The organism is Peribacillus sp. FSL K6-1552, from assembly GCF_038005205.1.
Taxonomy (GTDB): domain Bacteria; phylum Bacillota; class Bacilli; order Bacillales; family DSM-1321; genus Peribacillus; species Peribacillus butanolivorans.
On the sequence record NZ_JBBOST010000001.1, the window covers coordinates 729,316 to 742,713 of the forward strand.

The window sequence follows — 13,398 nt, forward strand, 5'->3', positions numbered from 1 at the left end:
AGCAAACTATAAATTTCTTTTCATTTCACAAAAGGGTTCTTGTACATTGAACTACCCACCACTTATCGACCTTATGGTCTGATTGAAGTGGGGGATTCCTAAGAACATTAGCCTATCGGCCAATTTTTAATTAGGCTTTTCCCGTAGTTCCTACGGTTAGAAGCCTTATGGCTTCATTCATTAGATTGAGTCCTGCGTTAATATCTCGATCGTGGTGAGTAGAACAAAAAGGACAATCCCATTCACGAAGATTCAGATGTTTAACGTCTTTATTTTGGTAACCGCAGCTAGAACACAATTGGCTAGAAGCAAACGTTTTAGATACGGTCACGATTTGTTTACCATACCATTTTGCTTTGTATTCCAACATTTTTTTGAATTGGTACCAAGATACTTCACTAATAGCTTTAGCTAGTTTGTGATTTTTCATCATATTCGACACTTGCAAGTCTTCCATTCCAATAACATCGTGGTTTTTGATGATTTCGGTAGAAACTTTATGTAAGTAATCCATTCGGGCATTTGAAATTTTTTCGTGTAGGATAGCCACTTTTCGTTTTTGTTTTTGATAGTTTTTGGCTTCAGCCAATGGTTTATTTTGATTCAAGGCTATTTCTTGTCGCCTTGAAAGAATCCGTTGTGCTTTGGTCAATTTCTTTTCGACCGTCCGGAAGAATTTTGGGTTTTGATAGACCGTACCATCTGAAAGAATAGCAAAGTTCTTCAAGCCAACATCTACACCGCACGAACGATTCGTTTTAGGAAGTACTTGTACATGGGTTTCGGCTAAAACGGAAATGAAATATTTACCCGAAGGGTTCCGCCTGATTGTGGCATTGATGATTCGCCCTTCAACTTCGCGGCTTTTAGCAAAACGAACTAGACCGAGCTTTGGCAATTTGATTTTGTTTCCAATCATTCCGATATTTCCATTCGTATGTTTAGTCGTGTAGGACTGGATAGGATTCTTTTTCGATTTGAAGCGTGGTGATTTGTTTTGCTTTTTATAATATCGACTATAAGAATCTGCTAAATTTTCCACCGATTTCTGTAAGGCAATACTGTCTGCTTCTTTCAGGAAAGAATACTCTTTCTTTAAAGCTGGAAGTTCTTTGATTGTTGCGTATTTATTCAGAAAAGAACCTTTCCGTTCATTAGAGGATAATTGGCCGTTCTGCTTCATTTCTTCACAAATATACCAGTAGGCATCTTTCTCCTTTTGTTTGCCTAAAAAGAAGTTAAAGACAAAACGGGAGCAGCCGATCGTTTTATTGATTAGAACTAGTTGTTCTTTAGTTGGATAGATTCGAAACTTATAAGCTTTGTTTACGACCATTGGTTTCACCCCCTTATAGTTATTATTAAGCATCGAACGTATGTTTGTCAAAAGATTACTTTGGCTTATGCCAACCGCCATTCATCTCCCCCTTACCGTTGGGCTCTCGCCCTTCACACGCTTGAAGAGGGAGTCTTCTGGCGGGAAATGATAAAAAGTGCCTTCGATTGGAAGGCCTTATATACTTCTAATTCAACTTGTAAAAGCGCTTGGATATCTGTCCAAGCGCTTAATTTTTCTCTACATGTCGGAACTATATAACAAAAATTTCATGACGAGCACGAGCTGCACGAAGAACAGCTAGAAGAAGAATCAGAACCAGAACTAGAACCACTGTCATAGGTGCTGCTATGATCTCCACCATGATTAACATTGATTGAGTCAGAGGAGGTAGTGGCTGCTTCTACCCCGAAAATATCATTAAAGTCTGTATCATGATTATCGGAACTGGCATAGATGAAGTAGGCAGGAGCAGCATAGTCTGTTTGATCGTATCTTTCCCGCCAATCCAATACTATTTTCGGACGATTCTCTTTAAAAAGGGAGGTGAAACATTCAAAGGTCTGTTCCGCTTCTATACTTGTAGGAGTGCGCATATATTTCTCCTTTAACTGTTCCAACTCCAGCGTTTCGAATTCATGGAGCAATTCTTTTCCTTTATCATGCTTGAAAAATTTCCCCCATTTTTGAATCGAACTTGTATCAACCGTAAACAGTTGTACATAGTAAAAATCAAACAGCGTGCGTTCTTCAGGTTTAAAAACAGGCTGTGAGTGGGGATTATGCTGAATGGGTTGGCCAATGAATGTCTGGCAAAAATCATCATATTCCTGTTTGTAATTCAGCATGATATGCCATAGCTCATCGATGACCTCATTAAACATTTCAACTTTGCCAAACACAGCAGCCATAATCAAGTAGCGTTTAAATTCGCGCCACAGCTCATTAACCCTTTCCTGTGAGTTTCGGGGATACTTCAGCCGGAATTCTGTATTGACCTTTTCCATATAATCGTAATCCAGTGCTTTGTTAAGCTGTACGATTAATGCTTCTGGTACAATTTCGGATACTTCCACGTCCAAAGTGTCCGTAAATAATTTACCAAATTCATTTTGATACCGCTCTATTCTAGCTGGCTCACTTCGCCGTTTCACAACAATGACTAGAAAGACAGCGAAAATTGCCGCAAGTATTACATAAAATAAGGTCATTTGGTCAACTCCTCTTAATCTATAGATCTATCACTTTAGTATTATCTTACATGTTATTGGAAGGGTTTGTAAGTTATTACTGTGATTTGTTTTTTTGAGATAGCCATTTATTCATAGGTTGAATTTTTCTGAGACTGAGGTTTAGACATCATCCTTTAACCCCTTTACACACTTGCGTGAAGCAGGGAAACTGATCCAAATTCAAGTAAAGGTTAATAAATCGTTAAACAAAAGACTGGAACAAAAGTATCGGATTGGACCACATGGTTGGATGGAGATAAAAAATATCAAATTACTCCAATAACAGCAACCGTAAAAGATCTAACCGCCCTAGAAACCCCAACCTTCGCAAAAACGAGTTCTTGCCAATTCGTTTTAGGTAAAATCGAGGGGAAGGTAAAAATGAGGGTTAAAGCAGGGTACAAAGTACTTTAAAAAGCGACTGAAGATAAAAAGGAACGGATAAAGTGACTATAAAAACAAAAGAAAACTCTAAGCTATCTGTCGGTGCAATCGATAAAACTGGAAATGCAAAACGGTAAAAGTCACTTTGTAATAAGTTAATGGCCTCTCAAATTGAGAAGGCCCATGTATTTGTATGGATTAGGCACTTCAAATGAAGACTCTTATCTAGTATAGTTAAGAGGAAAAGGGGTGAAGGCATGTACTTGACAGTAAAAGAGACTGCGGAATATTTATCAATGCCGGAATCTTATATAGAAAGCATGATTGTTCAAAATAAAATTCGCACCGTCTATGATGGTGAGCAGTATTTAATTTTTAAAGAGCAGTTCAATACGCATCTGGAACAGATGGAAAAATATAAGAAGCAATTAGCGGACTATTATAGTGAACCCATCCCAGAAGATATTGATGTGAAAGATGAAGATTAGCATCTGCCTTTTTGGCAGATGTTTTTTTAAAATAAAGACCTAAATCGTCGTTGAAGTCAGTGGATGTTCTATATAAAAGTGAGTCTAGAATAATAATCTAACCTCCTCTCAATAAGACTTACTGATCATTCAAATAATTTTGTCTTCAATGGAAGGTAATTGTAGTAGAATCCCTCAATTCCGTGTAAAATAATATGTAGAAGGAATTATCACGGCAGAATGGTAGTTAGGAGATAGGTAAGTGGTAAAAGAGTATTTACAAAGTGAAGGTTTTTCAAGGTTAATTACATTAATAGTGTTAGTCCTGTTTCTAATAAGCATTGGAAGTATGGTTAATATTGTATTATTCACATTTGTTTTCACTTTCCTAATGGGAAGGCTGGAACAATTTATCATGATTCGACTAAATAAAGTGATGCGTATTAACTCTAAAGTTGTCATAAGCTTTTTATATATAGTCGTCATTTCTTGTTTAGCCATCGTTCTTTATAAATATTTGCCGGTCATTACGTTGCAATTTACAGAATTAGTTACACAGATTGTTTTTTTCTTTCAACATCCACCCGATAGTCGGGTCATTCAATACGCCATTAGTTTAATGAACGAGACTGAATCGCCGCTCGATCTTCAAAAACAGATGAATACGCTCTATCTTTATGTATCTGATTTCGGTAAGCTGGCATTACAGATTTTCCTTTCCATACTGCTTAGTCTGTTTTTCTTATTGGAAAGAGATAAAATTATTCGCTTTACTTCTAAATTTAAGCGAGGTAAATTCAAATCCTTCTTTATAAACCTTGGTCACTTTGGAGTAAAATTTATCAATTCATTCGGAAAGGTAATTGAGGTCCAGTTCTTAATTGCCATTACGAATGCAGTCCTTTCGGTAACTTTCTTATGGATTCTTGGGTTTCCACAGTTGCTCGGTCTTGGAATTATGATTTTCTTCCTAGGGTTGATTCCAGTTGCAGGAGTTATTATCTCCCTAATTCCACTTAGCATGATTGCCTACAGTATCGGCGGTATGCCAAAGGTTATTGCTGTGTTTGTTATGATTGGGATTATACATGCACTTGAAAGCTATATTTTAAATCCAAAATTCATGTCGGCAAAAACAAATCTGCCAACGTTCTTCACCTTCATCATTCTTCTGTTTTCCGAGCATTTTCTTGGGATATGGGGTTTGATCATTGGGATTCCGATCTTTATCTTCCTATTAGATATGTTAGATATTGAAGAGGGGATTAAAGAAGTGCCCTAAATAAAATTTATGTAAGCAGCGACCAAGCTAATGAGGTTGCTGCTTATTTTTGTTTCCTATTTAAAATCTGGTTTAAAATCTGGCTAATAGTTCTAATATCTGTTTTCAATATAATATCAATAATTACTTTATAAATGAGGAAATGTCTGCCGTCTGTATAATTAAAGCCTATTTAACTTCTTGGTTTTTTGAGTTAATTGGATAAAAATTTATTTTACTAAAGTTATTTACGGACTTTTTATTGCATAAAAAAACAAATAAACGTATAATATTTTTAAGTGAAAATACTGAATATTCTTTCAAATTTGATTTGTTTGCGTTCTTTAAAAGAGAGTTTACTAGAGAAAAGAGGGGATTATTTTGAAAAAGGTTTCGTTTTTAATGTTTGCCATGGTAGTTTCTTTGTTACTGATTATGACTGGATGCGGGAAAGAAAAGGAAGTAACGACAACTAGCGAAAAAGAAGAATCAAATGGGAAAACACTTAGGATCGTGACGGATGCAGCATATGCTCCATTTGAATATCTGGAAGGCGATAAAGTTGTTGGATTCGATGTTGATTTTATCAATGCTGTTGCAAAAGAAGCCGGTTATAAAGTGAAAGTTGAGCATGTTGGCTGGGATCCGATTTTTGTAGAAATCGAGTCTAAAAGAGCGGATGTAGGGATATCTGCAATTACAGTAAATGATGAGAGAAAACAATCGTATGATTTTTCGGTGCCTTATTTCTTATCCACAAACAAAATCTTAGTTCCTGAGAAAAGTGATATAAAATCAGGAAAAGAATTGAAAGGAAAGGTTATTGCTGTTCAAACAGCTACAACTGGACAGGAAGCAGTCGAGTCACTTCTTGGGAAAAATCATAAAGATATCAAAAAATTCGAAAATAATAACCTGGCCATTCAGGAATTATTACAAGGCGGAGCTGAAGCGGTAGTAGCGGACAATACCGTTGTTGAAGAATATGTGAAAAATAACCCTGACCAAAAGCTGAAAGTTGTTGAAGATAGCAGCAGTTTTGATCAGGAATTTTATGGTCTTATGTTCCCAAAAGGTAGCGAGTTGAAAGCTGATTTTGATAAAGCCGTCAATGCTATTTATGAGAATGGAAAGTACGCAGAAATCTATAAAGAATGGTTCGGCACAGAACCAGATGTTGAAACCTTAAAAGCACAGCAATAAAACAAATTGATATTAAAAAATTGCGTAACTTTACGTGTGAAGTTACGCAGTTTTTTTGGTCTTTAGGAGGGGAACAGAATGAATTTTCGCTGGGATATTATTTTTGAATATGCTCCTTTCTTATTAAAGGGAACGATACTCACAATTGGGCTATCGGTTTCCTCTATTCTCATCGGAACTTTTTTAGGGTTACTGATTGGTTTAGGGAAAATAATGAGAAACAAGGTGCTTGCGTTTCCATTTTACTGTTATGTCACGGTTTTTCGTGGAACGCCATTATTAGTTCAGATCTTTTTAATCCATTTTGGTATTGTGCCCTTTTTTACTGGGAAGACGAACGCAATCACAGCGGGAGTCATTGCTTTGTCTTTAAATGCAGCGGCTTATATTGCGGAAATATTCCGTGCAGGAATTCAATCCATTGATAAAGGACAAATGGAAGGGGCTCGTTCGTTGGGAATGACCCATACTCAAACAATGATTCATGTTGTCTTACCTCAAGCATTCAAACGAATGATCCCTCCATTAGGAAATGAATTCATCGTATTATTAAAAGATTCCTCCCTCCTTTGTGTCATTGCAGCCCCCGAATTAATGTATTGGGGAAAAGCGATGGGGGGGCAGTACTTTAAAGTTTGGGAGCCGTATTTGGCTTGTGCCTTTATCTATCTTTTCCTGACCCTTATTTTAAGTTTCGTATTAAATAGACTCGAAAGCAGGTTGAAAACAGAATGATTAAGGTCGAGAATTTAAAAAAGTCATTTGGAGATAACGAGGTATTAAAGAATATCAATGCAATCGTTGCCCCACAGGAGGTAGTTGTGGTGATTGGGCCTTCAGGGTCTGGTAAATCTACTTTTCTCAGGTGTATTAATCAACTTGAAACGATAACGGGAGGACATATTTTTATAGAGGGACTTGATACGACAGATAAGAAGGTCAATATCAATAAAGTACGCACTGAAGTTGGCATGGTATTTCAGCATTTCAACTTATTTCCGCATAAAACAGTTATTGATAACATTATGCTTGCGCCGCTAAAGGTTCGTAAAGTTTCCAAAGAACAGGCATCACAAAGAGGCATGGAACTACTTAAGAAAGTAGGACTTGCTGAGAAAGCGAACGCCTATCCGGATTCATTATCGGGTGGACAAAAGCAACGTGTGGCAATCGCAAGGGCATTGGCAATGGAACCCAAAATCATGTTGTTTGATGAACCGACTTCTGCTCTAGACCCGGAAATGGTCGGTGAAGTGCTTGAGGTTATGAAGCAATTGGCTAAAGAAGGTATGACAATGGTCGTAGTGACCCATGAGATGGGGTTTGCTAAAGAAGTTGGTGATCGTGTGATTTTCATGGACGAGGGCTTTATTATCGAAGAAAATATTCCAAGTGAGATCTTTGATAATCCGCAGCAGGAAAGAACTAAAGCCTTTTTAAGCAAAGTGCTCTAATATTAGAATAAGAAAAAAAACCTTCCGTAAATCGGAGGTTTTTTTTGGGAACATATCAGGGGGTGTTATTTAATGTATGATGAGCCTAAAAGTGATTCAGGGCTTTTACCGAGCACTAGCATACTGATTTTAGCATATCCAATATTTTCATTTTGGGAGAAGGTTTGTTGTAAAACCTGGATATTAGGATCATCCTTTAACTTTTGAACTTCCTCTATATATAAGTGGATAACGGAGGGCATAACGAATTCAGGGGTGTATTCGTTATGGTTTTCATCCATGATTAATGTGCCCATAAATTGATATTTAAATTGAAAAGCTCGTGTTAAGGCAACGACATGGAGTAGTTTATTAAATAATTCGGGGTATGAATATTTAATTTTCTCCAAAGCTTCTTCGGTTGCTTGTAACTCATCGACACTAGATAAAGTGATCATAAATATCTCCTTTCTGAAAATATAGATTCCATCAGTAATTACAGTGCTTTTTACTCATACCAAGTCTAACTCCGCGGTTAAGTATTGTAAAATGGTTAGATGTTATCATGAGCATAACTTAAATCTATGATAGTGCTTACATGTCTAATGCTTTACTATCGAGGTAGTTAATCTTTATGAGTTAAAGCTTCTCTTGTATATTTTAGCCATTCTTTTGCTGCATATGAAAGGTATTGATCCTTGCTCCAAATGAATCCCAAATTCCAACTAATGGAGGGGTTTTTAACCTTAATGGACTTGATGCGGTTATCATGGCGGCATAAACTTTCCGGTAAAAGAGCGATTCCAAGATTACAGTAAACCATTTCCTCTATAAAATCCCAACGTGAGCTTTCTGTGACAATGTGTGGAGAATAACCAGCTTCTTTACAGGACGAAATTATGAGATCACGCAAGACATAATCTTTATTAAATAAGATAAAAGACTCGTCTTCTAGGTCGGCCAAATCAATCTCTTCCCGACAAGCAAGTGGGTGGGAGGGGGGCACAATCAAGTTAATGTCTTCTTCTAAAAAGGCAAAATGATGAAAAAGTACGGTGTTAGTTGGCAGGACTATCACGCCAATGTCGAGTAAGTCATTTTGGACAGATTCTTCAATTTTCTTTGAGCCATCCTCTACTAATTGAAAGGTAATATTAGGATAATCCTCATGAAAACGGCTAAGAATTCGGGGGAAGAAGGAGGCGTCAATAATCGGCGGTAATCCGATTCGTATATGTCCCTTTTTCAAGCCTAATAAATTGTCCATTTCTGTTTCTAAATTATGAAATGCTTTATCAATCAATTTTGCCTGCTCTAATACAACCCTTCCGGCATCAGTCAGAATCAGTTGTTTACGGGAACGATCAAAAAGTTCAACACCAAGCTCAGTTTCCAAGTTTTTGATCATCTTACTGATGGTCGGCTGAGTAATGAATAAATGATCCGCTGCCCGAGTAAAGCTATTGAAATTGGTAACCTCTATAAAGTATTGTAAATGCTTAATATCCATCACTTCACCTGCTTATCCTCTTTTAAATTTCTTTCATTTTACCTGTTAACAGAAGGGTTTGTAAAACATGAGAAGCTTTGTTGGTAAGATTTCCTCTTTGTTTCGTGAGCGTATAAAAAAGCTGGGCTCCAAATAAGAGCCCAGCTTCTTCTAATTGGTGAGTCATAGGGTTGTCGCAAATTGTTTATTTAACTAATAAGACAGGTACCGGAGAATTCTGGACGATATAGTGGCTGACGCTTCCTAGGAACTCCTTGAATCCACTTAAGCCTCTGCTGCCCATTATGATAAGGTCGCAATTTTGAGATTTCGCATGTTCCAACAAAGTAGTGATGGCTGAGCCTTCTACGACAAAAGACTGAGATGCATTAGGAATTTCGGATAACAGTGCATCCGCTTTTTCGATAACTTCGTTGCCATACTTAAGCATGGCTTCTTCAATTTCTTGAAAAGCATTGCCATATATATTTGGATGGATTGGAAGTGTAACAGCGTGAAGTACCTGAATCTCAATAGCAGGATCCAGCTTCGCTAATTCAATCGCTTTTTCTAAAGATTTACGTGCCAATTCAGATTCATCATAAGCAACTAATATTCTTGAGCAGAGCATAATTAATCCGTCCCTTCATTTAAAAAGAATATACCCATAGTATATCAGTTTATAACTTTCATTCAGTTTTATATATTTAAAATTTTGTGAATATTTATTGAAGTTTACGTTAACGTCAATGTTAAGATAAGGTAAATAATCCCTTTGCAAAGTGTGGTTTTAACATGTACACCATTTCTGAGTTAGCAAAAGAATTTGATTTGACAACAAGAACACTACGATATTATGAGGAACTAGGTATGCTAAGGCCAAAGCGGACCGAAACCGGAAAAAGAGTGTATGGAAAGAAAGAACATGCTCAACTTAAAATCATTATGCGTGGCAAGAAGTATGGCTTTTCTTTAGTTGAAATAAAGGATATTGTTCTGCTATTTGATAAGGACAGGACGGGTATTAAGCAATTGGAGAAAACAATTGATACAGCTGGACAGAAATTAAATGAAATAAATGAACGTATTAAAGAGCTTGATGAATTGAAGCAGGATTTTGAACAGGTGATTAAAGGTTTTACCGAAACACTTCATAGCTTAAAAAGTAAACAGTGAATCAGGCATTTCAAGCAGCAAAACCATCAGAATAAAAATACTTCAAAGTATTATATTGAAATGAGTTTTGACGATAGGTAAAGATGAATATATATTCTAGACGAAAACAAATGAGGTGAAGATTTGGATATTCAAGAAACTATTGCAGTAGTGACAGGTGGGGCTTCAGGTCTGGGAGCGGCCACTGTAAGAAACATCATTAAAAAAGGTGGAAAAGCCGTTATCTTTGACCTCTCAGAAGAAAATGGCGTCAAAATGGTCGAGGAATTAGGAGATTCAGTCATATTTATTAAAACAGATGTGACAAGTGAAGAAAGTGTACTAGAAGCGTTGGAACAGGGAATTGAGAAATTTGGATCAATTAACACAATTGTCAATTGTGCTGGCATTGCGATTGCTGAAAAGGTCATCGGAAGAAAAGGTACGCATGAATTGAAAGCGTTCTCAAAAGTAGTGACGGTTAACTTGATCGGTACATTTAATGTAATTCGTCTTGCGGCTGAAAAAATGGTCAATAACCAAGCAAACGAAGAGGGGGAGCGTGGTGTAATTATCAACACAGCGTCGGTAGCTGCATTTGAAGGACAAATCGGACAAGCGGCATATAGTGCCTCAAAGAGTGGGATTGTCGGTATGACTCTTCCGATTGCAAGGGAGCTTGCTTCCAAAGGGATACGTGTCGTATCGATTGCACCGGGGTTATTTCATACACCGATGTTTGATTCATTACCTGAAGAAGCGAGGGCGTCATTAGGGAAAACCGTGCCATTTCCATCAAGGCTCGGATATCCGGAAGAGTACGCTAAACTTACGGAAAGCATTATTACGAATCCTATGCTGAATGGAGAAACGATTCGGTTGGACGGGGCCATTCGAATGTCACCTAGATAAGATAGGTTCAAATCCTTCTGGGAAATTTTAAATAATTGATTAGAAAAATAAAGTGTATTTTCCGTAAAAAGGAAAAGGTTGATACGAAAAAGCTGATGACAGAGGAGATAGTGCAGATGAAACATCCATACTTAAGTGAAGATCACGAGATTTTCCGTAAATCATTACGCAAGTTTTTAGAGAAAGAAGCGGTTCCCTATTATGAACAATGGGAAGAAGACCGTATTATACCTCGTTCGTTTTGGGGGAAAATGGGGGAGCAAGGCTTTTTATGTCCGGATCTTGGAGAAGAGTATGGGGGTTCTGAAGTAGATTGGGGCTTTGCGGTCATAATTAATGAAGAACTAGAAAGAGTGGGTTCAGGTTTCATAGGCTTCGGGCTCCATAGTGATATTACGGTTCCGTATATTTCCGCATACGGAAATGAGGAGCAGAAACAGCGCTGGCTCCCTAAATGCACGACAGGGGAACTCATTTCAGCCATCGCCATGACAGAGCCGGGAACAGGTTCGGATTTGGCCAATATTAAAACGACTGCGATTTTGGATGGAGATCATTACATACTAAACGGCCAAAAAACATTCATCACAAATGGGATTCATTCGGATCTGGTCATCGTGGCTTGTAAAACGGATCCAAATGCTGTTCCGAAGCATAAAGGCGTCAGTTTAGTTGTGGTCGAAAGAGATACTCCGGGATTCACCAGGGGACGAAAACTGAAGAAGCTTGGTTTGCATTGTCAGGATACAGCAGAACTTATCTTTGAAGATTGTCGTGTACCAAAGGAAAACTTGCTAGGTGAAGAAGGCAAAGGGTTTAAGTATTTAATGGAGAAATTACAGCAGGAACGTCTTGTCGTAGCAATTTGTGCCCAAGCCGCATCCGAGGATATGCTAGCGGATACGATTGAGTACGTCAAAAGCAGGGAAGCGTTTGGGAAATCAGTGAGTCAGTTCCAGAACACTCAATTTAAAATCGCAGAAATGGCCACTGAAATTAAAATGGGCCGAGTTTTCCTGGATCAATTGATTGCTAATCATATGGCGGGTGAACAGGTGGTCACAGAAGTATCGATGGCTAAATGGCGTTTGACAGAGACTGCCCGGAAAATATCCATTGAATGCATGCAGCTTCATGGTGGCTATGGTTATATGGAAGAATACAAGATTGCTAGAAGGTACCGTGATGTGCCGGTAGCAAGCATCTATGCGGGAACAAATGAAATCATGAAGAAAATCATAGCAAAGAACATTGGACTTTAAAAAACAAAATGAGAAGGGGAGAGATAACATGCGGGAAGTGGTAATTGTTGAGGGAATTCGTACTCCGGTTGGCAGAAGAAACGGTGTCTTAAAGGATGTTCGCCCAGATGATTTAGCAGGTGAAGTATTAAAGAGGCTGGTTGAAATAGCAGGCATTGATCATGCTATCATCGATGATGTCATTTTAGGCTGTGTTTCGCAGGCTGGGGAGCAAGCCGGAGATATTGCTCGGGTTGCTGCTTTGATTGCAGGCTATCCGATTGAAGTGCCAGGTACGACAATTGACCGACAATGCGGATCGAGTCAGCAGGCTGTCCATTTCGCTTCCCAAGCCATTTTGTCAGGAGATATGGATGTGGTTGTAGCCGGAGGAGTAGAAAACATGTCTCGTGTCCCAATGGGTTCAAATTATCAAGGAGCTGAAACAAGTCAAAAGTATTTAGACAGCTACGAGGTAATCAACCAAGGTTTATCGGCTGAAAGAATCGCAGAAAAGTGGGGAATCACCCGTGAGGAATGTGATCAGTTTTCTGTTGAAAGCCATGAGAGGGCAATACGTGCTCAAAAGGAAGGCTATTTCGACCGTGAAATAATCACAGTTACAGGTACAGATAAATTAGGAAATCATATTGAAGTTACCGAAGACGAAGGGCCAAGGGGGGGAACTACGGTAGAAGTCCTTTCAGGGTTGAAGGCAGTTTTTAAAGAAGAAGGATTAATCCATGCCGGGAACTCAAGCCAAATAAGTGACGGTGCTGCAGCTTTACTATTAATGGAGCGTAGTAAAGCAGAAGAGCTTGGATTGAAACCACGCTTTAAAGTGCATACACGGGTTGTTGTCGGATCAGATCCTACCTTAATGTTGACAGGTCCAATTCCTGCCACTCAAAAAGCATTGGAAAAAGCAGGTCTTTCCATTGATGATATCGATGTCTTTGAAGTTAATGAAGCCTTTGCTCCTGTACCGCTTGCCTGGTTAAAAGAAACAGGGGCCGACCCTAAGAAGCTAAATCCAAATGGAGGAGCGATTGCCTTAGGACACCCTCTTGGCGGCAGTGGTGCCCGTTTAATGGTTTCGATGATCCATGAATTAGAAAGAAGAGGCGGCCGATATGGATTACAAACAATGTGTGAAGGTCACGGAATGGCGAATGCTACCATTATTGAAAGAATAGATTGAGACGGTATTTTCTCGTGAATAACATTAGAAATTCACACGAAAGTAAAGGCTGAAAAAGTGATAAAGCCAACCATCAGGAGCATG

Annotated in this window: 14 protein-coding genes; 9 read left to right on the forward strand and 5 right to left on the reverse strand. The window is 38.3% G+C overall.

The window, feature by feature from the left end; all coding sequences use genetic code 11:
- Positions 1–130 precede the first annotated feature (130 nt).
- Together tnpB and NST21_RS03395 are read right to left on the reverse strand one after the other, a co-directional pair.
- Positions 131–1,336: an IS200/IS605 family element RNA-guided endonuclease TnpB gene (gene tnpB, locus NST21_RS03390; RefSeq protein WP_340887741.1), complete on the reverse strand. Its 1,206-nt coding sequence runs from the start codon at positions 1,334–1,336 to the stop codon at positions 131–133.
- Positions 1,337–1,605: 269 nt separating this feature from the next.
- Entirely contained in the window at positions 1,606–2,547 is a 942-nt protein-coding gene (locus NST21_RS03395; protein WP_340887742.1) for a hypothetical protein, read from the reverse strand.
- Between the two features lie 662 nt (positions 2,548–3,209).
- Here NST21_RS03395 and NST21_RS03400 point away from each other — a divergent pair.
- The 5 genes from NST21_RS03400 (at position 3,210) to NST21_RS03420 (ending at position 7,337) form a co-directional block, all read left to right on the forward strand.
- Positions 3,210–3,440 carry an excisionase family DNA-binding protein gene (locus NST21_RS03400; protein WP_098174491.1) on the forward strand — a complete coding sequence of 77 codons (231 nt, stop codon included), beginning with the start codon at positions 3,210–3,212 and terminating at the stop codon, positions 3,438–3,440.
- A gap of 241 nt (positions 3,441–3,681) precedes the next feature.
- A complete protein-coding gene (locus NST21_RS03405) occupies positions 3,682–4,701 on the forward strand; it encodes an AI-2E family transporter (protein WP_340887743.1) in 1,020 nt (339 codons plus the stop codon).
- Positions 4,702–5,061: 360 nt separating this feature from the next.
- Entirely contained in the window at positions 5,062–5,883 is an 822-nt protein-coding gene (locus NST21_RS03410; RefSeq protein WP_056522229.1) for a basic amino acid ABC transporter substrate-binding protein, read from the forward strand.
- Positions 5,884–5,961: 78 nt separating this feature from the next.
- The gene (locus tag NST21_RS03415; RefSeq protein WP_201222142.1) at positions 5,962–6,618 is read left to right on the forward strand and encodes an amino acid ABC transporter permease; all 657 of its coding nucleotides are present in this window, start codon (positions 5,962–5,964) and stop codon (positions 6,616–6,618) included.
- Positions 6,615–7,337 carry an amino acid ABC transporter ATP-binding protein gene (locus NST21_RS03420; protein ID WP_056522225.1) on the forward strand — a complete coding sequence of 241 codons (723 nt, stop codon included), beginning with the start codon at positions 6,615–6,617 and terminating at the stop codon, positions 7,335–7,337. Before NST21_RS03415 ends, NST21_RS03420 begins: the two co-directional genes overlap by 4 nt.
- 65 nt (positions 7,338–7,402) lie before the next feature.
- Here the strand turns inward: NST21_RS03420 and NST21_RS03425 are convergent, their stop codons facing one another.
- From NST21_RS03425 to NST21_RS03435, 3 genes are all read right to left on the reverse strand, one after another.
- Complete coding sequence (locus NST21_RS03425) at positions 7,403–7,774, reverse strand: hypothetical protein (protein ID WP_201182838.1); 372 nt, start codon at positions 7,772–7,774, stop codon at positions 7,403–7,405.
- A 167-nt stretch (positions 7,775–7,941) separates the two neighbouring features.
- Positions 7,942–8,826 carry a cidABC operon transcriptional activator CidR gene (gene cidR / locus NST21_RS03430; protein WP_056522223.1) on the reverse strand — a complete coding sequence of 295 codons (885 nt, stop codon included), beginning with the start codon at positions 8,824–8,826 and terminating at the stop codon, positions 7,942–7,944.
- 184 nt (positions 8,827–9,010) lie between these two features.
- Positions 9,011–9,436, reverse strand: coding sequence for a universal stress protein (locus NST21_RS03435; protein ID WP_053344469.1), 426 nt, complete (start codon positions 9,434–9,436; stop codon positions 9,011–9,013).
- Positions 9,437–9,600: 164 nt separating this feature from the next.
- Here NST21_RS03435 and NST21_RS03440 point away from each other — a divergent pair, with 164 nt between their 5' ends.
- The 4 genes from NST21_RS03440 to NST21_RS03455 all read left to right on the forward strand — a co-directional run bounded on the left by NST21_RS03440 (position 9,601) and on the right by NST21_RS03455 (position 13,314).
- Complete coding sequence (locus tag NST21_RS03440; protein ID WP_053344470.1) at positions 9,601–9,981, forward strand: MerR family transcriptional regulator; 381 nt, start codon at positions 9,601–9,603, stop codon at positions 9,979–9,981.
- Positions 9,982–10,104: 123 nt separating this feature from the next.
- Positions 10,105–10,872, forward strand: coding sequence for a 3-hydroxyacyl-CoA dehydrogenase (locus NST21_RS03445; RefSeq protein ID WP_056522214.1), 768 nt, complete (start codon positions 10,105–10,107; stop codon positions 10,870–10,872).
- 116 nt (positions 10,873–10,988) lie between these two features.
- Positions 10,989–12,134 carry an acyl-CoA dehydrogenase family protein gene (locus NST21_RS03450; RefSeq protein ID WP_340887746.1) on the forward strand — a complete coding sequence of 382 codons (1,146 nt, stop codon included), beginning with the start codon at positions 10,989–10,991 and terminating at the stop codon, positions 12,132–12,134.
- 28 nt (positions 12,135–12,162) lie between these two features.
- A complete protein-coding gene (locus NST21_RS03455) occupies positions 12,163–13,314 on the forward strand; it encodes a thiolase family protein (RefSeq protein WP_340887747.1) in 1,152 nt (383 codons plus the stop codon).
- Positions 13,315–13,398 lie beyond the last annotated feature (84 nt).